Raw genomic sequence first — 25,567 nt, 5'->3', positions numbered from 1 at the left:
GATGCATCTCCATCCAGAACTGTAGCATTCCAGCATGTAAATCATGTCAAACAAAGCACATTCAGAATCCACATCATCGCATCCCGTTGCCATGCGCAACACGGACATGCACACTTCGGCACGACAAGAGACGACGCACGCGAAAAACTCCGGGTGCTCGCGAGCATGGTCGATGATGGAGGGATGAAATGCCGCAATGCGGCAAGGCGGAGGGGTGGCGAAACGCCGGGTTGCCCCCATGGAATGCGGCGGGGGCGGAACAGCACGGCCTGCGGGATGCAACGACCGGAAAGGAGGTGCGAAATGAAACCAACAGCGCCCAGACAGCTTGCGCCCAGACAGCTTGCGCGCGGTCAGCCTGTGCTGGGACGGACGCGAGCGATCCCCCCACGCGGAATCGGGCCGCGCGGGGTCAGCCCACCATGGCCTGCCGGATGAGGTTGGCGCCCATGACCAGCAGCATCACGAACAGCGCGCCGTGCAGATTCCCGTCGGGCAGGCGCCGGGAAAGCGCGATACCCGCCCATCCCCCCAGCATCACCGACGGCAGCGATGCGGCGAACTGCAACACCGTCTCCGCAGACTGCACGCCCGCCAGTATCTGCGCGACCACGATGATGGTGCCGCTGGCGATGAAGAACACGCCCAGCGCGGCCTTGGTCTGCTGCGGGGTGCCCCCCCGAAACGACAGGTAGATGGCCAGCGACGGCCCGTTGATGCCGTAGGCCGTGCCCAGACTGGTGGAAAAGAACCCGGCCACGGCCCCCCAGACGCCATGCAGCGCCCTGCGGTGGGGTTTTGCGCACAGCAGCCCCCACAGGGCATACGCCACGAGCAGCCCGCCAAGGCCAAGGCGCAGTCCGGCATCGGGAATGTGGCGCAGCAGCAGCACCCCCACCAGGGCACCCGGCAAGCCGCCCAGGATCAGGGGCCACACGCCGATGCCGCCTTCCAGGTGGTGGCGGTAGTTCCAGGCCATTTGCACGTTGAGGGCCAGCACGATGAGCGCCGAGCCGGGCACCGCCACGGCCATGTCGTTGCCCAGCGCCACCACGGGCAGGGCCACCAGCGCAGCGCCAAACCCCACGATGTTGTTGATGAAGCCGCCAAGCCACCAGCCCAGCATGGCGATGAGCAGGCCTTCGGTCATGAGGCTCCGGGGGGGCGCATGGCGCGGAAGCACCGTGCGCCGGTTGAGGTGCGGGACGGACCGGGCTACCGCAGGACCGGGTTTCCGTCCAGGCCCGTTCAGAACGAACGGGAACATCGAAACCGGGGGGCGGCAGTCGGACACCGTCCGGCTGCCGCCCGGCAAATGTGGCCCCGCCGCAGCGCGGCGTGTGTGGCCCCGCCGCAGCGCGGCGTGTGTGGCCCGGACACGGCCCGGCGGCAACGCTCCCCCCGGGGTCCGCTCCCGGCGGCGCTCCGGGTCCGGTCTACTGCCCGGGTACCGCCCGGTCCGCCTTTCGCTCCCCGGTACCGCTCGTGGCGTCCGGCGAGACCGGGGCGTCCGGCGACACCGGCGTATCCGGCGAGGCCATGGCGTCCAGGCCAAGGCAGGTGGGCTGGGCCTGATCCTGCCCCATCTGGGAGCAGGCTTCAAGGAAGTCTGCGGCGTTCACCCCGCCGGAGGCGAACGACTTCATGGCCTCCTCGTGCAGCAGTTCCAGCGCCTCGAACTTGCAGCGCTGGTACTCGGCAGAGGTCATCATATCGAACGTGCGTGGCCGGGGCAGGTTCACCTGGATCACCTTCTTCACGCAGGCGGGCCGGTTGGTGAGGATGAGCAGGTTGTCGGCCAGGAAGATGGCCTCTTCCAGCTCCGATGTGACGAACAGGTTGGTGCCCCGGTGCTGCTCGAACAGCCGCACGTAGTATTCCTGCATCAGGGCGCGGGTCATGGCGTCCAGCCCCCGGAAGGGTTCGTCCATCAGCATGACCTTGGGCCGGTTTATCATGGCCCGCACCAGTTCGGCGCGGCGCTGCATGCCGCCGGAAAGCTGGGCCGGATACTTGTCCTTGAAGTCCTTCAGGCCCACCAGTTCCAGCAGCTTCATGGTTTCTTCGGCATATTCGTGCTGCGGCAGCTTGCGTTGCGCGCGCGGGCCGTAGCTGACGTTCTCGAAGGTGGTCATCCACGGAAACAGCGCGGTTTCCTGAAACACCACCAGCCGGTCCGGCCCCGGCCCTGTCACGGGCTGGCCGTCGATGAGCACCTTGCCGGAATCGGGCGTTTCGTAACCCGCCAGCGCGTTGACCAGGGTGCTCTTGCCGCAGCCGGAAGGGCCGATGAGCACGGTGAGCTTGCCCTTTTCGAGCACGAAGGAACAACTGCGCAGCACCTGTTTGCGCAGCGGCCCCACGCCGAAGCCCTTGGCCACGTTCTCCACCACCATTTCACCCGCGCCCATGCCGGGCGTCAGTTGCGTCGTCACGGCGTCCATCATGGCCCTCCTAGAATACCCGCAGCCAGGGCGTAAGCCTGCTGCCGATGAAGCGGATCAGTGCGGACGACATGTAGCCCGCGATGCCGATGCTCATCATGCCGATGACGATCAGCGGATACTCGCCCGCCACGTAGGCGCGCCACGTCAGAAACCCCAGGCCGGAACGGCTGGCGATCATCTCTGCCGCCACCACCACCGCCCAGGTGATGCCCATGCCCACGGTCATGCCCACCACGATGCTGGGCAGGGTGGCGGGCAGCATCACCCGCCAGAAGATGTCCGAGCGCGACGAGCCCAGCGAATGGGCCGCGCGTATGTAGCGGATGTCGATGCTGCGCGCGCCGCCCACGATGTTCAGCACCACGGTGAAGAACCCGCCCAGGAACACAACGAACATCATGGACATTTCCGACGTGGGCCAGAAGATGACCGATGCGGGCACCCAGGCCAGCGGCGGGATGGGGCGCATGATCTCGAACACCGGGTAGATGATCTCGCGCGCGGTGCGGTTCATGCCCATCAGCAGCCCCAGCGGAATGCCCAGCACCTGGGCCAGCACGAAGCCGGACAGGATGCGCAGGCAGCTGTCGCGCCAGGACAGCCAGTATTCGGCGCTGACCAGTTGCTTGCCCAGTGCCGCCAGCACCGCAGAGGGCGCGGGCACGTTGCCGATGATGGGCACGTGCAGCCGGGTGCACAGTTCCCAGACAATGGTGAACACGACAATGGCGGCGATGCCGCGCGCCGTGGATATGTTGGCGATCTTCCTGCGGCATCGGGTCCAGTTGAACCCTTGCGCGAGTACTGCTGTAGTCATGATGTGTCTCCGCTGGTGTCCGGTGGTGTACGGGGGGGCGGTCCGGAATACCGGGGCTGTCTCCAAGGCAGGGTTTTCGCTCCCCGGCGGGGAAAACCAGCCTGCCATGCGGGAATATGCCTCAGCCTTCAGGCGAGCTTGCGAACCTTGCGGGCAAGGACGGCAAAGCCATGGCAGGCAATGTTCGCCCCTGTTGCGCACGATGTCCGCAGGGTTCGCAAACTTGCCCAACGGCCACGCTTCGCGCCCTTCAGGGAAACCCCAACGGGCGAAAAGACGATGGAGATCAGGCCATTTCCCGTTCGCCCGCCTTGAACGCCTTCAAGGCCTCCTCGTGCACGGCCTCGATGCATTCCTTCTTCAGCTTGATGTACTTCGACGACGACAGCACGCGGAAGTCGCGCGGCCTCGGGATGTCCACGTCCAGCACGGTCTTGATGCGGGCCGGGCGCGTGGTCATGATGTACACCTTGGTGCCGAGGAAGATGGCCTCTTCCAGGTCGTGGGTGATGAAGAAGATGGTCTTGTTGCTGCGGTCGTACACGTCCAGCAGGAACTGGTGGACCACCGTCTTGGTCAGGGCGTCCATGGCCCGGAAGGGTTCGTCCAGCAGCAGCACGCTGGGGTCGGTCATCATGGCCCGGGCTATCTCCACCCGGCGGCGCATGCCCGACGATATCTCGCTGGGGTAGTTGCCGCCGATGCCCTCCAGCCCCATCTGCGCCAGCAGTTCGCGCGCCCTGTCGCGCGCCTCGCGCTCGGGCATGGCGCCTTGCACCACCGGGCCGAAGGTCACGTTGTCGAGCACGGTGTACCAGGGGAACAGCGCCCCGTTCTGGAAGACCACGATGCGGTCGGAGCCGGGCGGCGGCGTCTTGCCGGGGCCGCACAGCAGCTTGCCGTCCAGCAGTATCTCGCCCGACGTGATGCCGTGAAACCCGGCAATGGCGTTGAGCAGCGTGGTCTTGCCGCAGCCCGAGGGCCCCACCACCACGCAGAACTCGCCCGCCGCTATCTCCATGGAGCAGTTGTCCACCGCCAGCACCTTGGCCCCGTCCGGGTCATACACCTTGGAGACGTTGCGGATGCTGATCTGCCCGCGCGGCGCGGGCACGGAAAGCGCTTCTGCCGTATTCATCGGATTTCCTCCCTCACCTTCCATTGCATCAGCCGGTTGCCCACCATGCGGATCAGCGCGCTGCTCAGCCAGCCGATGACCCCCAGCGTGACCATGGCGATGACGATGACCGGGTACTGCACCATGATGAACGAGTTCCAGATCAGGTAGCCAAGGCCGTATTCGCCGGCCAGCATCTCTCCGGCCACCAGCGAGAACCAGGCAAAGCCCATGCTGATCTGCAACCCGGTGAAGATGAACGGCAACGCGCCCGGCAGGATCACCTTGAAGAACACGTGGCGGGGCTTCGCACCCAGCGAATGGGCCGCGCGGAAGTACACCTCGTCGATGGATTCCACACCCAGCAGGGTGTTCAGCACCGTGGCGAAGAACGAGCCCAGAAAGGTCAGGAAGATGATGGACGCCTCGCGGCCCGGCCACATCAGGATGGACAGCGGCACCCACGCCAGCATGGGGATGGGGCGCAGCGTCTCCAGCAGCGGAAAGGTGTAGTCCTTGAAAGTCTTCTTCCAGCCCATCATCAGCCCCACGGGCACGCCCAGGAACGTGGCCAGGAAGAAGGCCTGCAACACACGCCAGATGCTGGTCAGGATGTGCTGGTAGTATTCGGGGGTGTACAGGGAGATGCCGTAGGACGGATCCTGCGACACCCATTCCTCATATACCCCCACGGGCCCCGGCAGCTTGTTGAACCACGGCACCTTCAGTTTTTCGGTCAGCAGGTACCACAGGAAAATGAAGCCGACGATGCCGAGCAGGTTCAGGTAAGGGGCGACGCTCTTCAACCACTCCCTGAGGCAGAACAGGGTCATCTCCAGGGAACTGGGTGCGGCGTCGTTGCGCGTGGCGGTGGCGGCGCTTGCGGTGCTCACGGATTCCTCCGGCTTGGTTGGCCGTCCCGCCCGTCCCCGAGGGAGGGGGGAGCGGCCTGGGCGGCCCGTCAGGCGGGCACGGGATGTGCGTCCCGCGCCCGCCACGGGAAGGCGGACCGTCGGTCCTTACTCCTTGAACGGGCTGGCGCTGGCGGGGGCGCCTTCGATCACGCCCAGGGTCACGCTGTCGCTGACCGGGGTGATGCCGGCTTCCTTGACCGCGGCACGGGCCATGGCGTCATCCACGGTGCCTTCGGGGGGCAGCGCCTTGATGCGCTTGTCCTTCAGCAGGAAGGGCGCCACTTCGGCGATGTTCTTGCGTTCACGCTCGTTGAAGTAGAACGACTTCCACTCGCGCACGGATTCCTTGGAATCGGCCGGAATCTTGCCGTACAGCGAGTACCACAGCACCTGCTTGGGAATGCCGCTGGCGTGCTTGGACACCATGTCGATGACCTTGGACCAGTTGGCGGGGTCCAGCAGGAAGCGCTGGGCCTCCAGTTCGGCGCGCAGGTAGCCCTTGGCCACGTCGGGGTGCTTCTCCATGAAGTCCTTGCGCATGACCAGGATGCCGAGATCGGGGTTGTCGCAGGCGCGACCGTCGGCGGCGATGTGCGCCACGCCCTCGCCCACGTCGTCGGCGATGCGCGACAGGGTGGGTTCCCACAGCGAGGCGGCGTCGATCTTGCCGATGCGGAAGTTGGTGCCGATGACCTCGATGGACTGGTTGAGGTATTCCTTCGGCTTCACGTTGTACTTTTCGAAGAAGCGCATCAGGTACTGGTCGGACGCGCTGCCCTTGGGCGCGGCGATGACCTTGTCGTCCATCCAGCGGGCCAGGGCCTCGACGGATTCAAAGCGGGGGGCGTCCTTGCGGACCAGGACCAGCGAGCAACGGGTGCCCTCGGACATGCCCAGGGTGGCCACCATCTTGATCTCCGCCTGCTCGGGCTTGGAGCACAGGATGGTGGCGGGCATCACGCTCATGTAGCCGATGTGCGCCTTGTCGGCCAACATGTTGTTGGCGACCACGGTGCCTTGCAGCGCACCCTGGAATTCGATTTCCGTGCCCTGCGGCACGTACTTCTTCCACAGGCCGAGTTCCGCGTTGACGATGGCCTGGTACGAGATGGTGTCGTAAGGCTGGTAGCCCACCACGAATTTCTCGGCCATCGCGGTGGAGGCAAGGGACAGCGTGAGCAGGGTCAGGCCCGTGATGAAACGCCATGACGGTCTTAGCATCGTGTTTCTCCTGCGGTCCGGGTGCGGGTTGTGTTGATCTGGTTGCTCCGGCTCATCAAGGCGCTGCCGGTCGGGTTTCGTTCCATTGCCGGTACAACTCAGGGGTTCCCCCTGGTCAGAGCATGGTTCACGCGGGCGCCGTTCGTGCGGCGGGGGGGCTGACCCTGATGTGGCCAGAGCAAGTACGATACCAAAGCGAGTTGCAGCGCATTTCACGCACCCACCTTGTTCCCGTCAGGCACAATCATGGAAAACGCCTGCCCATCCGAGCCGGATCATGTTGCATTTTTGTACCAACCTTCCGATATCACACCAGCCAGCCACAACGGTACTCCTTTACTTTCAGGATATTACGCGAATACGTTACAACAGTGCAACCATGTTGCAAACATGCAACCATTCGCCCCGCCAAGCGCACCACTGCCAGACGCCTCCAAGCCACACGCGGCCTTGAAAAGAAAAGCCATCAATACAAGAGTATTGATGGCTATTGCGAAATCAACGGCGGAGCATGAGCGATCGATCACTCATCAAGACACGTCAGATTGGGAAAGCATGAACGTTCATTCCACGTCCCCGCAAGGCAGCCGGGCCGGACTACCGCCCGCCAGACGGCCTCATGCCGTCTCTCCCAGCACGCGCAACGCATTGCGGTACATCACCTTTTCCCGCACCTCTGCGGAAAGGGGCATGCTGGCGTAGATGTCCAGCGCGTCCGCCTGTTCGATGAACGGATGCGCGCTGGCGAACACCACCTTGTCGGGGATCAGGGTGTTCATGGCCTGCACGTAGGCATCGGCCATGGGCGCAAGCTCGTACTCCGAGCAGTCCATGTACACGTTGGCGTTGCGCAGGCAGGCGAAGATGGCCTCGTTCACGAAGGGATACCCGCCGTGGCTCATGACGATGCGCAGGTCCGGAAAGTCGCGGGCCACCACGTCCACGTGGCGCGGGTCGGTGTAGCCCATCACCGCGCCGGGCACCTGCGGCGGCGGGGCCGTGGTGACCACCACCGGGATGCCCAGATCGCAGCAGGCCGCGTACACCGGGTAGTAGCGCGCCTCGTCGGGCCGCAGGTGCGCCAGGTACGGGTCGATGGCGGCGCCGCGCATGCCCAGTTCCGCCACGGCGTGGCGCAGTTCGCGCACGGCGGCCATGCCCTTGTGCGGGTCCACCCCCCAGAAACCGGTGAACAGTTCCGGATACGCCCGCACGAAGGCCAGCACGCTCCCGTTGTTGGACGGGGAGCCGTAGGTGGTCTCGCTGTCGCGCCCGGTGATCACGCAGCGCGTGACGCCGCGCGCCGCCAGGCCCGCCACGATGTCCTCAAGGGGTTGGGGCTTGCGCCGTTCGAAGCCGATGGCCGCGCAGGCAGCCTTGAACATGTTGCTGGTGGCGATGCCGGTGATGGTTTCCGGCGTATTGGGCCGGAAGCGAAAGTCGATGACAGGCATGGGGACTCCTGAGGTAAGGGGTGTGCACCCCGAAAAGCAAGAGACATGCCGCCCCGGTCGTGCGGTGCAGCGGCGTGCCCCCGTGCCCCTTGCATCCCTGCACCCATGCCGCGTTCATGTTGAGCCATGTTGCATCAAGTTGCGCCATGTTGCGCCATGTTGCGCCCATGCATCATGCCGGACCCCCGCACAACCCCCTGTTTCCATTCATCCGATGCGGACATGTTACGGAAATGCAACATGACTGCACCTGCCGCCCGGCCAGGCCACGGCCCGCGCGCGTCCTTCTCCGGCGCGTCCACAGACACCAGCCAGCCCCAACCCACCGGCTGCATTGTTCATTTTTCTCCACCCCGCCATTCCGCACGCCCTTGCGCCGCCTTGGCACGGTCGGTGCATCATGAGCGGCAACGCTGACGGCGACACTGACGACGGCAACCATGCTGACGACGACGCCACCGGACAGGAGCGCAGCACACGCCCGTACGAAGACGCAGCCCCGTACCCCGCCTGCGCATGCATGGCCGTGGCGCCCGGCTTCAGCAAAGGATACCTGTTCTGCCACCGGTCGCCGTCCACCGCATGGGGACGGTCGATCGCGACAACATCAAACGGATCAGAGGTGAGCGAGATGCGCAATCCCGAATGCTGCGAGGTCATGACCCCGCACGAACAGCGCCTGTACGACAAGATGGAAGGCAAGGAGGACCGCTTCCGCGCCGGGCACCGGCGAGTGTTCACCATCCTCGAGTCCTTCGAGGGGCTGCGCCCGCGCATCGACGTGGAACGCGCACTGTACTTCACCCGGTCCATGCGCGTCACCGAGGGTCAGCCGCTGGTGTTGCGCTGGGCGAAAGCCATGCTGCACGTGGCCGAGAACATCACCGTGTACATCGACGACCACCAGCTGCTGGCGGGGCGCGCCGGCGCACAGGGGCGCTACGGCATCCTGTACCCGGAACTGGACGGCGACTTCCTGGGCCTTGCCATAGAGGATCTGCCCAAGCGCACCGAATCGCCCTTCACCATCACCCCGGAAGACGCCCGGGTGGTGGTGGAGGAAATCGCCCCCTACTGGAAGGGCCGCACCTACCACGAACACCTGAACATGGCCCTGCCCGCGGAAGTGCACAAGCTGACCTACGATGACTCCGACGGCCTGCATTCGCGGTTCATCGTCAACGAGACCTCGTCGTTCCGCTCGTCCATCCAATGGGTGCACGACTACGAGAAGGTGCTGCAAAAGGGCTTCGGCGGCCTGAAGCAGGAGGCGCTGGACAAACTGGCCGCCCTCGACCCGCTGAGCCCCGCCGACAACTGCGAGAAGCGCCCCTTCCTGGAAGCCGTGACCATCGTGTGCGACGCCATGGTCACCTGGGCCAGGCGTCATGCCGCCCTGGCCCGTGAAAAGGCGGCGGCGGAAAGCAGCCCCGCCCGCAAGGCCGAACTGCTGGCCATGGCCGACATCTGCCAACGCGTGCCCGAGCACCCTGCCCGCACCTTCCGCGAGGCCGTGCAGTCGCAGTGGTTCACCCAGATGTTCTCGCGCATCGAGCAGAAGACCGGCACCATCGTCTCCAACGGGCGCATGGACCAGTACTTCTACCCCTTCTACAAGAAGGACCTGGCCGAAGGCCGCCTGACCGAAGATTCCGCCCTCGAACTCATCGAGTGCATGTGGGTGGGCATGGCCCAGTTCATCGACCTGTACATCTCGCCCACCGGCGGCGCCTTCAACGAAGGCTACGCCCACTGGGAGGCGGTGACCGTGGGCGGCCAGACCCCCGACGGCAGTGACGCCACCAACGACCTGACCTATCTGTTCCTGAAGTCCAAGCGCGAATTCCCGCTGCACTACCCCGACCTTGCGGCGCGCATCCACTCGCGCGCGCCGGAACGCTACCTGTGGGAAGTGGCGGAAACCATCAAGGATGGCTCGGGCTTTCCCAAGCTGATCAACGACGAGGAAATCATCCCCCTCTACGTCTCCAAGGGGGCCACCTTCGAGGAAGCGTACGACTACGCCGTGTCGGGCTGCACCGAGGCGCGCATGCCCAACCGCGACACCTACACCTCGGGCGGCGCCTACATCAACTTCGCCGCCGCGCTGGAAATGGTGCTCTACAATGGCCGCATGAAGAAGTACGGCGAGGCCGACCTTGGCGAACACACCGGCGACCCGCGCGAATTCAAGACCTGGGACGACCTGTGGAACGCCTACGTGGCGCAGCACAAGCTGTTCCTGAAGACGGCCTTCATGCAGCAGCACATCATCAACAACCTGCGTGCCCGCCACTTCGCGCAGCCCATGGGCTCCACCCTGCACGACCTGTGCATGAAGCACTGCCTCGACCTGCACACCCCGCAGATTCCCGAGGGCATCAACCTCGGCTACTTCGAGTACATCGGCTACGGCACCGTGGTGGACTCGCTGGCGGCGCTGAAGAAGGTGGTCTTCGAAGACAAGACCCTGACCATGGCGGAAGTCATCGATGCCCTGGAATGCAACTTCGAGGGCAGGGAGGACGTGCGCCAGATGCTCCGCAACGCCCCCTGCTACGGCAACAACGACGACTACGCCGACACCATAGCCCGCGACATCGACCTGCTGTCCGTGGAATACGGCGCCCGCTACTCCAAAGACCTCGGCATGCACAACGACGTGCGCTACGTGCCCTTCACCTCGCACGTGCCGTTCGGCAAGGTGGTCAGCGCCACCCCCAACGGACGCAAGGCATGGACCCCGCTGTCCGACGGTTCGTCCGCCTCGCACGGGGCCGACGTCAACGGCCCCACGGCGGTGATGCTCTCCAACTTCCACTCCAAGAACTATGGCTACCGGGCGCGCGCGGCGCGCATGCTGAACATCAAGTTCACGCCCAAATGCCTGGAAGGCGACGACGGCACCCAGAAGCTGGTCTCGTTCATCCGCACCTTCTGCGACCTGAAGCTGTGGCACGTGCAGTTCAACGTCATCAACCGCGAAACCCTGCTGGCCGCCCAGCGCGACCCCGAGAAGTACCGCAACCTCATCGTGCGCATCGCGGGCTACAGCGCCTACTTCGTGGACCTGTCGCCCGACCTGCAGAACGACCTGATCGCCCGTACCGAACACGGCACCATGTAGTCCGGGGCGACGGCGGGCCGGACCCGCCGCGCCATGGGGCGCTCCTCCGAGCCTGCGGGAGGAGCGCCCCACAGGACATGCCGTTTCATGCCACACGCACGTTGCGACACGTAAACCCCGTATGACGGGTGCACCGGAACTCTCGCATGAACCCCACGGACGACACAAACGTCAACGGCATCGTCTTCAACATCCAGAAATACTCCGTCCACGATGGCCCGGGCATCCGCACCGTCGTCTTCCTGAAAGGGTGCCCGCTGCGGTGCGACTGGTGCTCCAATCCGGAATCGCAGGCCGCGCGCATTCAACTGGCCTACAACACAGGCCGGTGTCTCGGGCTTGCGCAATGCGTGCGCTGCGTGGAAATGTGCCTGTCCGGGGCCATATCGCGCGGGGAGGATGATCGCATCACCATCGACCGGGCCCTGTGCGCGGAATGCACGCGCGACTGCACCTCCGTCTGCCCGTCCAATGCCCTGATCACCTACGGGGTACGGCGCACGGTGCAGGAGGTACTGCGCACGGTGGAACAGGACAGCCTGTTCTATGCCCGATCCGGCGGCGGCATGACCCTTTCCGGCGGCGAACCCCTGATGCAGGGCGACTTTGCCCTGGCCCTGCTGCGCGAGGCGCGCAGGCGTCGCATCGGCACCGCCGTGGAAACCTGCGGCCACGTGCAGTGGGAAACCCTGGACGAGGCCTGCCGCCTGGCGCGCACCCTGCTCTTCGACCTGAAGCACGTGGACCCGGCCCGGCACGAGGCCGGAACCGGCGTGACCAACACGCTGATCCTGGAAAATTTCCTTCGGGTGATGGAACATCACCCAAAACTGCACGTGATGGTGCGCACCCCCGTCATACCCGGGTTCAACGACGACGAAGCGGCCATTTCAGCCATTCTCGACGTCCTTGCGCCATACCCTCACGTGGAATACAGCCTGCTTCCCTACCACCGGCTGGGCACCCAGAAGTACCACTTCCTGGGACGTGAAACGCCCATGGGCGAGGTGAAGCTGGACGAGGCGCGCATGTCGGGGCTGCTGCGCCTCGTGGCCGCCCGTCGGGGTAAGGGCTAGCCCCCCCCCGGCGGCGGCTCGGTGTCTTGCACGCCCGCGCGTCCTGCCGTACGGTTGCCCCAGCCCCATCCCGCCACGGTGTCCGCCACACGGCAATGGGGCACGCGGCGTCTTCCGTTCCCGCCCGCGCATCGCCGCATCCCGCCAGGGGGCCAAGGCCGCACCATGGAAAAGATACTCCAGCATTTCAAAAGCATCATCGACATCTTCAGCGACGGCATCTACATCTCGGACCGCGACGGCACCACCCTGCTGGTCAACCGGATGTACGAGCAGCTGACAGGCCTGCGCCAGCAGGACCTGCGCGGTCGCAATGTCACCACGCTGGTGGAGGAAGGGGTTTTCGACCGCATCGTCAACCCCGAGATCGTGCGTTCCAGACGCCCGTCCACCTCGGTGCAGAACGTGCGCGGCGAAAAGAAGATCATCCTGCGCGGCTACCCCGTGCTGGACGAGACGGGCGAGGTGTGCCTGGTGGTCACCTTCGCGCGGGACATCACCATGATCACCCAGTTCCGCGACCAGATCGCCCAGCAGAAACAGCTCATCGACGAATTTCACGAGCGTCTGGAAAGCATGATCCAGACCAGCGCATCGCCCACGCACCCCATTTTTTGCAGCGAGGCCATGCGGTCACTGGTGGCGCGGCTGCAACGGGTGGCGGGCACGGACGCCACGCTCCTGCTGCTGGGCGAGACCGGGGTCGGCAAGGACGTGCTGGCCCGCCTGGCGCACGAGCACAGCCCCCGCAGCGAACGCATGTTCCTGAAGGTGGACTGCGGCAGCATCGCCCCGAACCTCATCGAATCGGAACTGTTCGGGTACGTGCCGGGGGCTTTTTCCGGCGCCAACGCCAAGGGCAAGGCCGGTTATTTCGAGATGGCGGAAGGCGGCACCGTGTTTCTGGACGAGATAGGCGAACTGCCCCTGTCCATGCAGACCAAGCTGTTGCGCGTGCTGCAGGACCAGGAGGTAACCCGCGTGGGCGCCACCCAGCCGCGCAAGGTGGACGTGCGCATCATCGCCGCCACCAACCGCGACCTGGGCGACGACGTGCGCACCGGCAAGTTCCGCAGCGACCTGTTCTACCGACTGAGCGTGGCGGTGCTGCAAATCCCGCCGCTACGCGAACGGCGCGAGGACATCGCCCCCCTGGCCCGCCACTTTCTGGAGCGCTACGCATCCAAGTACCGAAGATCCATGGAAATTGCGGAATCAACACTGGACGCTCTGGAAAGCTATGGCTGGCCCGGCAACGTGCGCGAGATGCAGAACTTCATCCAGGGCATGGTGGTTACCGGAGACCGCCCCACCATCACCTGTGCCGACCTGCCCCCGCACATGGCCGAGGCCTGCCGCCCCGGCCAAGCCTACACCATGCCGGAGATGCAGGAACCGCGTGCACTGCGCGAAATCATGGATGAAATAGAGCGCGAAATCCTGGAGCGGGCCATCACCCGGCATGGCTCCGTGAACAAGGTGGCGCGCCTGTTCAAGGTCAGCCGCACAACCATCTTCCGGAAACTGCGCGAACAGTCCCCCGGCAGCGAACCCGATGGTCAGGATGAGACCGGCGGAACGGACGGGATCAACAAGGCTGGCGGGATCAACAAGACTGGCGAAGCTGGCAAGACTGGCTGATAATCCGCGCCGCAACCGGGACGCGGGAAGACGGCTGCCGAATGCCGAGGGCAACTGCCCGCCGGGCCGGCATCTTTCGCCCTTCCCCTGCCGTGCCGGAAGATGCCGGGCAGCGCCACAACCTCACTCGCAGGTGGACATGTCCTGCAGGTGGTAGCTGTTCTTGCCCGCCTGCTTGGCCACGTACATGGCCTTGTCGGCCTCTTCCAGCAGAACGCGCAGGGGGGCGGGGGCGCCGGGCAACGTTGCCCCCACGCTATGGGGGCTGCCGTCCGCAAGGCCATCCGCCCCGCCGCTTCCGCCACCAGTCCCGGCACCAGCATCTTCCGGGCGCATGGCAGCCTGACCGGCGTCCGTTCCATCGTCCGGCAGCCCTGCGGGGGCGTCCTCTTCCGACAATTCGGGATATCCGCCCGTCCTGCCCAGCGCGATGCCCACGCTGCATCCGACGCCAAGCCCTATCTGCGCCACCCCGGATACCACGCGCGCGGCCACGCCGCGGGCCACCTCGCAGGCCGTGTCGGCCTGCAAGACCAGGCACAGCACGAATTCGTCCCCGCCCAGACGCCCCACGACATCCGACGAGCGCACCGCGCCCTCCAGCACCCGGGCCGTGCGAAGCAGAACCGCATCTCCTTCGGCGTGGCCGTACTGGTCGTTGAGCTGCTTGAACCCGTCAAGATCGATGAACATGACGGCCAGCCGCAATGATGTGTCGTGGCGGCTGGTTTCCAGAAGGCGCCGGGCATGCCTCAGAAACAGCGCCCGTCCCGCCAGGCCGGTCAGGCCGTCGCGCAGGGCCATTTCCTCGCGCTCGCGGGCGGCGGCCAGTTCATCACCCACCTGGCGCAATTCGCGCACCATGGTGCGGCGGGCCGGTTCGTCCTCCGCCTGCGGCAGAAGGCACGAACGGGCAGCCAGTTCCACCTCCCTGACGAATCGGCGCGACAGCAGCCACGCCCCGGCAAACCCCATGACGATGCAGGCCCCGCCAATGCCCGCCAGGTGCAACAGATAATCGCGCATGGCTGCCTGCAACATGGCCACGGGCACTTGCACCACCGCGTGCCAGCCCCACCCCCCCACCGGAGCCACGGCAAAGCGCACGGGATCCCCCTCGCGATTGTCTGCTTCCATCACTTCGGAAGAGCGAAACATCTCGCGCAGGCGCGGCCCCACCACCTGCCCCACGGTCACCTCGGGCCGCAGCGTCCGGGCCAGGATGGTCCCCTGCCCGTCCACCAGTGTGGAGGCCCACCCCTCCGGCAGGCGTTCCTCCTCCAGCAGGCGGGCGTACGCCGCCACCCCGATGTACATGCGCAGCACGTACCGGTGCCCCCGGTCCACCTGCATCGGCACGCCCAGCGCCGTGACCGGCTGGAGCAGGATGCTGCCCTGAAACAGGTCGGACACCACGGGCCGGTCCTCGTCCAGGGCACGCCGGACGGACGCCAAGTCGCCCGTGGGCGGCAGCACAACGCCCAGCGGTTCCCACGTGTTGAAAACCTGGTTGCCGTCATGGCCCGCCAGCGCCAGCGACTGCACCTCGCGGTGCACGCTGCCCACGCCCTTGGCCTGGCGGTACAACTGGCCGATATCCATTCTTTCCGGATCCTGCGAGGCCGCCAGGGCGTGCAGCATGGCCGCCTTGGCCGACAGTTCCGCATCAACGGCCTGGGCCACGGCCAGCACCTGCCGCCGCAGTTCCGCGTCGGTCTTCTCCTGCTGTGCCCGCATGTGCTCGACCATGGCGAACACGGAAAACATGGTGGTGGGCAGGCCGGCGACCAGCGCGAGCAGCAACAGCCAGCCGCGCACCCCCATGGTGGGCGTGTTCCGATGACGCTCGAAGCTTGCCATGCCCCCTCCCTCGCCCCCCTGCATGCCGCCCGGCACGCGCCCGTACCGGTGTCCCCGTACCGGTGCGCGTGCCCCACCCGTCCCCCCGGACGCGGAACTGTAAAACCGCCGGGGGCGCAAACCGCGCGCGAATCCCCGTCACCCACGATAACCGCACCAACCCACGACAGGCAATCGCCATGACCGTGCCCGGCACACGCAAAACGCCCCGGCGACCATGGCCGCCGGGGCGTTGCAAACAATGGCATGCCGCGCCGAAACCGCGCGGCCGGGCATCCTAATCGGCCAGGTCGGCCTCTTCGTCCTCTTCCTCGTCGAAGGGAAAGGCGTCCTCGATCTCGGCCACGTACATTTCGGGGCCAAAGTCGTGCTGTTCCCACGCCTCGTACAAGTGTTCGGGAACATTCCGATGGATGCGCGTCACCTCGCGTTCGTCGTCGAGGGTCATCTCGATGACCAGCGTCCCCGTCCCTTCCGTCATGCCGTCGGTCTGGATGAAGTCAACGTCATGGATTTCAAGGCCATCGGGATCCGTCTGCGAGAGTTGTGACATGGAAGGCATACCTCCGGGCAATGCGTTTCGTTACGTATGGTTGGCGGCGGCACGGGCGGTGCGCCACATCTGGCGGCGTGGTGCGGATGTGGTCCGCCATGCGTTGTTGCCGCCGACTTTCCTGCGGATACACCCGGCGCACCCCGCTGGCAACACGCCATGCGCGTGTTTTTTGCGCAAAGCCGCCCGCCCGGCATCTTTGACCAGCCCGTACGCGTGCAGGCATTCTCATGGCGGGCGGCCTGCACACGCGGTAAACTGGTCCAACCCGGAACCCCCTACCCGCCGGAGGCCCCATGCCCACCTGTGTGCGTTGCGGAAAGTGCTGTGCCCTGCTGCACCTGATGACCGTGGACGCGGGCGACGTGGCCCGCTGGCGGCGCGAAGGGCGGGAAGACATCCTGTGCAGGGTGGGCGAAACCCGTGGCCCCGACGGCACGACCCACGAGGTCTGGCTTTCGCCCCGTGCCGACGGCGGGGGCAGCGGCGGCGGCGATGACGGCCACTGCCCGTGGCTGCGCCATACCCCGGACGGGCACGGCATCTGCTCCATCCACGAGACCAAGCCCACCCTCTGCCGCGACTATCCGGCAGGATGCGCCCAAGCCCGGCGCATCGGCTGCCTGGCCCGGCCCTGAGCGCCAACCGCCCACGAATGTGGCCACGCACCTGCCCGCCTGCCCGGCATGTCCCTTTACAGCCTGCCCGGCATGCCACCTGCCACGCGTAGCCCAGGCGCCCCCGCCCGACAACTGCACCAGCCTTCGCCACGCCCCCCGCTACGTCAGGGGCCACCACCCCTGCCACCACACCACACGGCCAATCGCATACTGTTCCGCATACACCTTGCAGTATTTTCAAACGTAATGTGCAGTTTTAAAAGCACGTACCATGGACTATAAGAAGCATTTCACATCACGCAGTGCACCACAGGGCGCTTCCTTTCCGCACAGGTCATGGGTGTCATGAATTTTCGCAAACAGGCTTGACTTCAACATTCATCCATGTAATCATGGTGTCTATAACTCACACATCATGCACACGTCATCAAGACGTGTATTCCTCCACCAACCTCATGCAGCAGCAGAACACCACCACAAAACACATCTTCACACGCGTCAATGCGCCGCAGCCCCCGTGCGCCGCGCATGGCCGTGGTGCGTGTTCCGGACGCTTCCGCTCCACCGCCGCCCCGCGCGGCATCTTCCTCCGTGCCGTCCGCGAGGCGCACGGGGGGTAGTCCTGATTACCTCGGCCGTTCCGGCCACGGACGTCCCCCCTTTCTCCGCAACGGAAAGGGGGGACTTTTGCGTCGTCCGCTCCCCGGCCTCTTCAACCCCGCATCCATCACCTTCACGAGGTACCACCCCATGTCGCACCACGCGCAAGCATCCACGCACGCCACCACCCCCACGTCCCGCAACGCCGTCGTACCCCATTCCGTGATCCCCCCGGTGCCCCCTCCCGCACTGTCGGCGGCACCGGACGCACGGAATGCGCCGGGCGTTGCGGATGTCCCGGAATCTTCCGGTCTGCATGGCTCCCTCAGGTCCCACCACCCGACGCGGGAAGCAGCCTCGGCGTCAACACCCGCTGCCCCGGCGGGCCTGCCCCCGGCCACGCAGGCCGCGCGCCAGTGCTACCTGCACCACACTACGCCCGTGCCGGGCAGCCGGTCCGGCTTCCGGCAACTGGGGCCGGTGCGCATGCTGGTGTGCTTCTGGGAGGACCGCATGTCGCTGCTGCAAATCCATTCCGACGCCCGACGCGCCGGGCACGGCTCGCAGGCCATGGCCCTGCTGGTGGCCATTGCCGAACGCCACGGACTGCACATTGTGGCCAATGCCCTGCCCCTGGCCCACGGCAACGGCTGCCTGGACCAGCGCACGCTGACCGAGTGGTATCTGGGCTTCGGCTTTCAGCGCATTCCGGACAGCGCCATGAACGCCATCATCTATACTCCCGCCCGCCTTGCCCGCATCGCAGGCACGGACTGAAGCGCCGCAAACCCGGCAATCCGCGCCTGCCGGAGCACAGGGAAACCTTTTCCCCTTACACGTCTTTTGCATGCCCGCTCGCACGCCGAAATGGGCGGCAGGTCCTGCCGGGAGCCAAGCGCGTCCCGCCCTCCCCGTGGCAGCCGAAACAGCCGCAGACGCGGGGCGGACAGCCGCCAACCATGCATGGAGGGTGCGTTCATGAGCGATTGGACAATGGAATTGATGCAGGGCTACGGGGTGTCGTCCACCGACTACATTTCGGGCATCTCCAACACCCGGCGTGCCACGCAAAGTGTTGCCGCCACGCAGTCCGGCGACCGGGTGTCCATATCCGAGGAAGCCATGCGCCTTGCCCGCGAGATGCTGGCCGCGCGCCAGCAGGCCGAGGCGGACGCCGCCCAGCAGGCGGGCACCCTGACCGAAGCGGGCACGACGGACGGAGACACCGCCGACGCGTCGGCCTCTTCCTCCACCTCTGCCTCTGCCGCCGCTGATGGTGGCGGTTCGGGCGGCGATTCCACGGCCAAGCAGATCGAGGAACTGCAAAAGAAGATCGAACAGTTGCAGCAGCAAATCTCGCAGGTGGAGCAGGGTTCCTCGCCCGACGGGGTGAAGGAATCGGTCACCCGCCCGCTGTATCAGCAGATCAACGAGTTGCAGCAGCAGATCAACGAATTGCAGGCCCAGGCCGCCAAGCAGGCCTCCGGCGGGGGCGGCGGCAGCGCCGTGTCGTTCGCGTCTCTCGGCAAGTCGGCAAAATAGCGGCGCCGCAACGGCACCCTGATTCGACGCCGAACGCATGCGGGGCGCGGTCCACCGGACCGCGCCCCGCTTCGCTTGCGCGTCTTGCCGGGCAGCCCCCGGCCTTGTCACATGAAGAAATCGGAATGCACACCCGGCTACTTCACGCCGGACACCCGCTTCACCCCGGCCACGAAATTGGCCAGTGTGTCGGAAATGGCGCCCTTTTCCAACCGCACGTCGATGAGTTGGAAGCGCCCGCGCTCCGTGGTGGCCGAGGCAAACGCCGCCGCCAGTTCGCGCCGGGTGGTCACGCGGTAGCCGTGCCCGCCCAGCGCATCGGCAAAGGCGGCGAAGTCCAGCGTATTGATGGCGCTGTACGAGGTTTCCGGCTGGAACACCCGCAGCATCTCCCACGAGGCGTTGTTGAACACCACGACCACCGGGTCGATGCCGAGACGCGCGCAGTTGCCAAGCTCCATGCCGGTCATCTGGAAGGCTCCGTCGCCCACCAGTGTCAACGAACGCTGCCCGGTGGTCACCTGCAGGCCCATGCCCGCAGGCACGCCAAAACCCATGCTGGCGTAGTACCCCGGCCCCACCATGGGCACGGGGCGCACCGACAGCGCGGTGAACAGGCAGTCGCCGATGTCGCAGGCCAGCGGCCACGGCAAGGGGCGCCCGCCAAAGGGCCACGGGAACGGATCCGGCTCGGCGCTGACCGCCGGTCCGTTCAACACGCCATCGTAGAAATCGTTGAGCAGCACGGCGATGTCGTCGGGCGTCACCGGGGCGTCGTCCGCCACGAAACCGCGCCGATACACCACGTTGCGGCCCAGCGCCCCCCCATCGCCGTCCAGGCCTGCCGGAACGGCACAGGCCTGCCCGCCTTCAGGAAGGGCTGCCAGCAGCGCATCCACCAGACTTTCCAGCGGGATGTCGTGATAGGTATGGAAGCCCATGCGCACCTGGCGGTCCTCGGCGTGCATCAGGCGGCGGCGGTCGATGTGGCTGGCAGACACCCCGAAGTTGGTGTCGGACATGATCACCCCCAGCAGCAACAGGCCGTCGGAGCCTTCCACTGCCTGGGTGATGGCGGCATCCCCCGCCACGCCCATGTAGGTGCCTTGCAGGCAGGCCTTGCCAGCCAGCAGCCCGCGCCCCATGAAGCTGGTGACCACGGGCACGCCCAGCCTGTCGGCCAGTTCCGCCACACGGTCCTCAAGGCCGTAGCGGCGCACCTCCACCCCCACCATCAGTACCGGACGGCTGGCGGCGCGCAGCCGGGCCAACACTTCCGCCGCGCAGGCGGCCACGGCCTCTGCATCGCAGGGGGTGGGCATGTGCGGGGCCACCGGGCCGCAGGCCACGGCGGGCATGTCGCGCGGAATTTCCAGGTACACCGGGCGCGAATGCTCAAGGCAGTTGCGCAGCACCCGCTCAATGATGGCGGGGGCGGTGGCCGGGTCGTCCAGAATGCCCTGGTCGCAGGTGACTTCCTGGTACATGCGGAACTGCGAGCCCACGGTCTTCACCTGATGGTGCAGCAGAAGGCCGCGCGCCCTCTCCGCCGTGCCCGGCGCGCCGGAAACGACCACCAGCGGCGACTTTTCGGCAAAGGCCTGGGCCACGGCGTTCAGCATGTTGATGGCCCCGGCCCCGTAGGTGACGGCGGCCACGCTGAGCCCCCGGCGGATGCGCGCGGCGGCGTCGGCGGCAAAGCCCAGCCCCGGCTCATGCGTCAGGGTGACCAGCGGCAGGATGCCGGTCTGCTCGATGATCTTGAAATACGGCAGCGCGAAGTCGCCGGGAATGCCCCAGACCTCGCGCGCGCCGCGTTCCTTCAGGGCGTGCAGCAGCGCTTCGGTGATGTTCATGCTCTTCCTCGTGAGGCTTGCGGTCCCGGTGACCTGCCGGGTTATGCGCCGGACAATGTGCCGAGTGACGTGACTGGTGACGTGCCGGAGATATGCTGGAGACATGCCGGATGACGCGCCGCAAGGCCGCCGCGCGGGCGGCCAGATGACGGCATACCGCACCTAGACCAAAAGCCGGGGCGCGGCAAGCCGAAGCCGCCGCACCCGTGGGGAACGTCCGCCGATCCGGCGCGGGTCAGCCCGCGTCCCGGCCCAGCGCGCGGGCCACCCGTTCCGGCAGGCTGGCCAGGTCGGGGCACACGGCAAAACCCGCGTCGCGCATGGCCTGCAACTTGCCGTCCACGCCGCCGGTGGCCTCGTCCAGGATGGCCCCGGCGTGGCCCATGCGGCGGCCCGGCGGGGCCGTGCGCGCGGCAATGAAGCCCAGCACCGGCTTGGCGAAGCCGGTGGCGGTCACCCAGCGGGCCAGGTCCTCTTCCGCCGTGCCGCCCACTTCGCCCAGCACCAGCACGGCCTCGGTGGCGTCGTCGTCGCGGATGCACTCGAACAGCGAGATGAAGTCGCTGCCGATGAACGAATCGCCCCCCACCCCGGCGCAGAACGACTGCCCGATGCCCGCCGCCGACAGGCGTGCCGCCGCCTCGTAGGTCAGCGTGCCCGAGCGCGAGAAGATGGCCACCGGCCCCGGCGTGAACACGTAGCCCGGCATGATGCCGATCTTGGTGGCCCCCGGCACGATGATGCCCGGCGTGTTGGGGCCGATGACCCGCGTGGGCGACGGCGGCACGTTCTTCAGCGCGGAAAGCATGGCCCGCTGCGGAATGCCTTCGGTGATGCACACCGCCCACGGGATTTCCTCCGCCGCCGCCTCCATGACCGCATCGGGCGCGAAGGGCGCGGGCACGAAAATGATGGAGGCGTCGATGCGGTGGTGCCTGCATGCCTCGTGCACCGAATCGTACACCGGCACGCCCAGCACGCTCTGTCCGCCCTTGAACGGGGTTACCCCGGCCACGATGCGCGTGCCGTATTCCTGCATCAGCTGCACGTGGCGCTGGGCCACCTTGCCGGTGATGCCCTGCACCAGCACCCGGGTATCCGGCCCCAGCCACGGCACGCCGCGCCTGCCGGAACGCCGGTAGCCCTTGCGGGCGGCGGGGGGCAGCGGCCACGCCTCGTCGGCAAGGGGGTATGCAACGGGCGGAACGGCAGGGGCCGTGCCCGCTGTCCGGTGGGCCCGGTTCACCTCATCCAGCCGCCGCAGGGCGTCCAGCGCGTCGGCCACCTCGTCGGCGATGATCACGTCCGGATGGGCGAAGGCGCGCAGCAGTTCGCGGCCCTCCGCCGATTCGTGCCCCGCCATACGCATTACTATGGGTTGCACGGCGCGTTCCGTGCCCAGCGCCTCCATGAGCGCGCGGGCCACCCCGGCGCAGGACACGATGCCCCCGAACAGGTTGATGAACACCGCCCGCACCTGCGGATTGGCAAACAGCAAATCCAGCGCCCGGCGCATGCGCGCGCCGTCCGCCGCTCCGCCAAGGTCCATGAAGTTGGCGGCGGGCAGGCCGGAAAAGTTCAGCAGGTCCATGGTGGCCATGGCAAGGCCCGCGCCGTTGACCAAAAGGCCCACCCAGCCGGAAAGCCCCACGTAGCTCAGCCCGGCATCGCGCGCGGCGTTTTCTTCCGCGCCGTGGTGTTCCGGCGTGTAGTAGCCCTGCAGATCGGCCCGCAGGTCCACCACGTTGTCGTCCAGTTCAACCTTGCCGTCCAGGGCCACCCACTGCCCTGCCCCGGTGAATACCAGCGGGTTGATTTCCGCCAGCAGCAGGCCATCGTCGCGTACTGCCCGGAAAAGGCGCTCGGCAAGGTCGCGAAAGCCCGCCCAGCCCGCCGGGTCCGCCCCCAGTTCGAAGAACGCCGCCCGCAGGTGGTGTTCGCGCAGGCCCGCGTCCAGCGGCACCCGCTGCACCAGCGGCTTGCGGCTGTCCGCCGTGGCCTCCACCTCCATGCCGCCCCGGTGGCTGGTGGTCAGCAGCATCTCGCGCCGCTGGCGCGAAAGCATGAACGACAGGTAGCATTCCTTGCGAATGTCCGTGGCCGGTTCCACCCGCACGAAGGGCACGGCGTGGCCCTTGATGGTCATGCCCAGGATGGTCCGCGCGGTGGCGCGCAACGCATCGGGCGTATCGGCCCGCAGCACGCCGCCCGCCTTGCCGCGCCCGCCGGTAAGCACCTGCGCCTTGACGTACCAGGGGCCGGGAAACGGCGGCGCATACGCGTCCACGTCTTCCGGCCCCAGACAATCCCCGGCGGGGACGGCAATCCCCGCCGCGGCGAACAGCTTCTTGCTCTGGTGTTCGTTCAGGAACATCCGTCCCCCTGCGTGCGGCGTGCGGTGCGCGGGCCGCCAACTGCCGGGGACGCCGCGCGCCCCGGTCCGGCCCGTGTCGGCCCTGCCAGGGGCGCATCGCGCTGCCGTTGCCGATGGCTGCGCCGCTCCGGGTCATCCGACGAGGTGAGTCGCCCCAACATGCCGGAAACAGACGCGCAAGGGAATGGGGGCGGCGTGTTTTTCCGCCCCCTTGAATGCACAACCCGGGGTTCGGCTACAGCCCGGTGTCCTCGTTGATGAGAATCACGTGGATGCGCTTGGCCGGGAAGGCCTTTTCCGTGATGGTCCAGACGTTACAGATGCGGTCGGGGCTCTTGCAGTCCATGCACTCCGCCACCTTGGTGCACGGGGTCTTCTTGGCCAGGCGGATGGCGTTGGTGGGCGCGGAGAATTCCTTGATGCGGCGCATGCCGTCGTCCACGCTGTCCACCACCTTGTTGCGGCCCACGAACAGCACCACCTTCCTGGGGCCGAAGTTGATGCCGCCCACGCGGTTGCCGATCATGTCCAGGTTCACCAGCTTGCCGTCCACGGTAAGGGCGTTGGTGCTGGACAGGAACAGGTCCACCAGCAGGGCCTGGCGGCGCAGTTCGTACATTTCCGCCGCGGGCAGCTTGTAGTTCATGGTGTCCAGCAGTTCGATGGCATCCATGGCGCGCAGGGCCTCGGGCACGCCGCTCTTGCCGATGCTCATGGAACCGCCGAAGGACACGGTTTTTGCGCCGGACGCGGGCAGGATGTCTTCCAGAAAGATGCGGGCCGCGTCGGCCAGGTTTTCGGCCATGGACACCTCGAAGTTGTTGGCTTCAAGGGCTTCCTTGGTGGTGGCCAGGCGGATGGTCCAGAAGGTGTCCACAGGATTCGCAGGCGGATTTGCGGGCGGGGTGGCGGTCTTGCTCATGGTATTTCTCCGAAGGATGTGCGTTTGCTCGTGCGCTACCGGGCTAAAAGCCGTAGCGCGTGTATCGCTTTGCCTTTCTATCAATGCACTGCACGTAGCGGTAGTTGCCCTTCAGGTGGGCTTCCTCCAGCAGGCGGCGGCCAATGCCCGCGCACCTGTCGCAGGCGCTGATGGGAATCTCGATGCCCACGCTGAGCGGGTTCACCGTGGACCAGGTTTCTATCTTCACCGTGCCCGAGCAGTCCGGGCACAGCAGCACCGATTCCACCTGGCTCTCGCTGATGCCATCGGTATCGTAGTAGATGTCCTTGGTGCGCACCCACCAGTCGCCGGAGCGTTCGCCCTGCTTGGGCAGGGCCGGGGGCTTGCGCCACACCTTCAGCATCTCGTCGCACAGCCGCTCGATGTACGCGGTCACCTGGTCCGACTGGGCGATGGCCGCCGGGTCGAATTCCGGCTCGCGCACCCCGTCGAAGTCCAGCCCGGCCATGGCCAGGCAGATGCCCAGATTGACGTACGGCAGCGCGCCCTGAATGGCGTAGCCGCCTTCCAGCACGGCGATGTCGGGGTTCAGCCGCCTGTTCAGCATGGCGTAACCCCGCGCCGAGAAGTTCATGTTGGTGATGGGGTCGGAAAAGTGGTTGTCCTGCCCGGCGGAATTGATGACGAGGTCCGGCTTGAAGTCTTCCAGCACCGGCAGCACCAGGTTGTCGATGACATGCAGGAACCCCTTGTCCGACGTGCCGGGCGGCAGCGGAATGTTCAGGGTGCGGCCCATGGCGTTGGGGCCGCCCAGTTCGTGCGGAAAGCCGGTGCCGGGGTACAGGGTGCGGCCATCCTGATGCAGCGAGATGAACAGGGTGTCGCGGTCGTTCCAGTAGATGTCCTGCGTGCCGTCGCCGTGGTGGCAGTCGGTGTCCACGATGGCCACGCGCAACGGGCCGTAGTGCTCGCGGATGTGTTCGAGCATCACGGCTTCGATGTTGATGTTGCAGAACCCCCGGTTGCCGTGCACCACCTTCATGGCGTGGTGCCCCGGCGGGCGCACCAGCGCGAAGGCCTTTTCCTCCTCCTTCTCCATCACCAGCCGGGCGGCGGTGATGGCCCCCCCGGCGGAGATGAGGTGCGACTTGGTGCACACGCTCTCCACGCCGGGAATGCAGAAATGCACGCGCTCCACGTCTTCGCGGGTGGCGATTTCCGGCTTGTATTCGGTGATGCCCGCGATGTCGAACAGACCTTCCTCGCGCAGTTGGTCCTGCGTGTAGAGCAGCCGTTCCTCGCGTTCCGGGTGGGTGGCGCTGATGGCCCAGTCGAAGGCCGGAAAGAAGATGATGCCCAGCCGGTTCTTTGCTTCCAGCATGGGAATGTCCTTCGCGGGGCTTGCCCGCCGTTACGGGTGGCCCGCCGTCATGCGCGGTCCGCC

The 25,567-nt window shown here is 66.4% G+C and carries 19 protein-coding genes; 6 read left to right on the top strand and 13 right to left on the bottom strand.

Translation table 11 applies throughout. The features are described 5' to 3' along the window. Nucleotides 1-412: 412 nt before the first annotated feature. From K6142_RS05110 to K6142_RS05080, 7 genes are all read right to left on the bottom strand, one after another. Nucleotides 413-1,150, bottom strand: a complete 738-nt coding sequence (locus K6142_RS05110) for a sulfite exporter TauE/SafE family protein (protein ID WP_190243626.1) — start codon at nucleotides 1,148-1,150, stop codon at nucleotides 413-415. A 286-nt stretch (nucleotides 1,151-1,436) separates the two neighbouring features. Further along, a complete protein-coding gene (locus K6142_RS05105; protein WP_223290210.1) occupies nucleotides 1,437-2,447 on the bottom strand; it encodes an ABC transporter ATP-binding protein in 1,011 nt (336 codons plus the stop codon). A gap of 7 nt (nucleotides 2,448-2,454) precedes the next feature. Beyond that, nucleotides 2,455-3,264, bottom strand: a complete 810-nt coding sequence (locus K6142_RS05100; protein ID WP_190243625.1) for an ABC transporter permease — start codon at nucleotides 3,262-3,264, stop codon at nucleotides 2,455-2,457. Nucleotides 3,265-3,550: 286 nt separating this feature from the next. Next, nucleotides 3,551-4,402, bottom strand: coding sequence for an ABC transporter ATP-binding protein (locus tag K6142_RS05095; RefSeq protein WP_190243624.1), 852 nt, complete (start codon nucleotides 4,400-4,402; stop codon nucleotides 3,551-3,553). Beyond that, complete coding sequence (locus K6142_RS05090) at nucleotides 4,399-5,274, bottom strand: ABC transporter permease (protein WP_223290209.1); 876 nt, start codon at nucleotides 5,272-5,274, stop codon at nucleotides 4,399-4,401. Before K6142_RS05090 ends, K6142_RS05095 begins: the two co-directional genes overlap by 4 nt. Nucleotides 5,275-5,400: 126 nt before the next feature. Then, the gene (locus K6142_RS05085; protein ID WP_190243623.1) at nucleotides 5,401-6,516 is read right to left on the bottom strand and encodes an ABC transporter substrate-binding protein; all 1,116 of its coding nucleotides are present in this window, start codon (nucleotides 6,514-6,516) and stop codon (nucleotides 5,401-5,403) included. Between the two features lie 617 nt (nucleotides 6,517-7,133). Continuing rightward, nucleotides 7,134-7,970 (bottom strand): amidohydrolase family protein, encoded by an 837-nt coding sequence (locus K6142_RS05080; RefSeq protein ID WP_190243622.1) that lies wholly within the window; start codon nucleotides 7,968-7,970, stop codon nucleotides 7,134-7,136. A 631-nt stretch (nucleotides 7,971-8,601) separates the two neighbouring features. Between K6142_RS05080 and K6142_RS05075 the strand changes: the two genes are divergently transcribed. From K6142_RS05075 to K6142_RS05065, 3 genes are all read left to right on the top strand, one after another. Continuing rightward, on the top strand, nucleotides 8,602-11,097 hold the full coding sequence (locus tag K6142_RS05075; protein WP_190243672.1) for a glycyl radical protein: 2,496 nt from the start codon (nucleotides 8,602-8,604) through the stop codon (nucleotides 11,095-11,097). Between the two features lie 146 nt (nucleotides 11,098-11,243). After that, complete coding sequence (locus K6142_RS05070) at nucleotides 11,244-12,173, top strand: glycyl-radical enzyme activating protein (protein WP_190243621.1); 930 nt, start codon at nucleotides 11,244-11,246, stop codon at nucleotides 12,171-12,173. A gap of 165 nt (nucleotides 12,174-12,338) precedes the next feature. Then, nucleotides 12,339-13,814, top strand: coding sequence for a sigma-54 interaction domain-containing protein (locus K6142_RS05065; RefSeq protein ID WP_223290208.1), 1,476 nt, complete (start codon nucleotides 12,339-12,341; stop codon nucleotides 13,812-13,814). A gap of 123 nt (nucleotides 13,815-13,937) precedes the next feature. Here K6142_RS05065 and K6142_RS05060 read toward each other — a convergent pair whose 3' ends face one another. Continuing rightward, on the bottom strand, nucleotides 13,938-15,674 hold the full coding sequence (locus K6142_RS05060; RefSeq protein ID WP_190243620.1) for a sensor domain-containing diguanylate cyclase: 1,737 nt from the start codon (nucleotides 15,672-15,674) through the stop codon (nucleotides 13,938-13,940). A gap of 277 nt (nucleotides 15,675-15,951) precedes the next feature. Continuing rightward, nucleotides 15,952-16,227 carry a hypothetical protein gene (locus K6142_RS05055; RefSeq protein ID WP_190243619.1) on the bottom strand — a complete coding sequence of 92 codons (276 nt, stop codon included), beginning with the start codon at nucleotides 16,225-16,227 and terminating at the stop codon, nucleotides 15,952-15,954. 296 nt (nucleotides 16,228-16,523) lie between these two features. Here K6142_RS05055 and K6142_RS05050 point away from each other — a divergent pair, with 296 nt between their 5' ends. The 3 genes from K6142_RS05050 (at nucleotide 16,524) to K6142_RS05040 (ending at nucleotide 18,989) form a co-directional block, all read left to right on the top strand. After that, on the top strand, nucleotides 16,524-16,865 hold the full coding sequence (locus tag K6142_RS05050; RefSeq protein ID WP_190243618.1) for a YkgJ family cysteine cluster protein: 342 nt from the start codon (nucleotides 16,524-16,526) through the stop codon (nucleotides 16,863-16,865). A 1,095-nt stretch (nucleotides 16,866-17,960) separates the two neighbouring features. Continuing rightward, complete coding sequence (locus K6142_RS05045) at nucleotides 17,961-18,224, top strand: hypothetical protein (RefSeq protein ID WP_223380765.1); 264 nt, start codon at nucleotides 17,961-17,963, stop codon at nucleotides 18,222-18,224. 201 nt (nucleotides 18,225-18,425) lie between these two features. Continuing rightward, on the top strand, nucleotides 18,426-18,989 hold the full coding sequence (locus tag K6142_RS05040; RefSeq protein ID WP_190243616.1) for an ABC transporter C-terminal domain-containing protein: 564 nt from the start codon (nucleotides 18,426-18,428) through the stop codon (nucleotides 18,987-18,989). A 137-nt stretch (nucleotides 18,990-19,126) separates the two neighbouring features. Here K6142_RS05040 and ipdC read toward each other — a convergent pair whose 3' ends face one another. From ipdC to K6142_RS05020, 4 genes are all read right to left on the bottom strand, one after another. Beyond that, entirely contained in the window at nucleotides 19,127-20,845 is a 1,719-nt protein-coding gene (gene ipdC / locus K6142_RS05035) for an indolepyruvate/phenylpyruvate decarboxylase (protein WP_012611197.1), read from the bottom strand. Between the two features lie 235 nt (nucleotides 20,846-21,080). Further along, nucleotides 21,081-23,219: a succinate--CoA ligase subunit alpha gene (gene sucD, locus K6142_RS05030; protein WP_223380764.1), complete on the bottom strand. Its 2,139-nt coding sequence runs from the start codon at nucleotides 23,217-23,219 to the stop codon at nucleotides 21,081-21,083. Between the two features lie 235 nt (nucleotides 23,220-23,454). Further along, nucleotides 23,455-24,141 carry a lactate utilization protein gene (locus K6142_RS05025; protein ID WP_190244304.1) on the bottom strand — a complete coding sequence of 229 codons (687 nt, stop codon included), beginning with the start codon at nucleotides 24,139-24,141 and terminating at the stop codon, nucleotides 23,455-23,457. A gap of 43 nt (nucleotides 24,142-24,184) precedes the next feature. Further along, nucleotides 24,185-25,504 carry a histone deacetylase gene (locus tag K6142_RS05020; RefSeq protein ID WP_167125250.1) on the bottom strand — a complete coding sequence of 440 codons (1,320 nt, stop codon included), beginning with the start codon at nucleotides 25,502-25,504 and terminating at the stop codon, nucleotides 24,185-24,187. Nucleotides 25,505-25,567 lie beyond the last annotated feature (63 nt).

Source organism: Nitratidesulfovibrio sp. SRB-5 (genome assembly GCF_019931275.1).
GTDB lineage: Bacteria > Desulfobacterota > Desulfovibrionia > Desulfovibrionales > Desulfovibrionaceae > Cupidesulfovibrio.
Note: the sequence above shows the minus strand (reverse complement) of the source record. Positions and strands in the feature narration are given on the sequence as shown.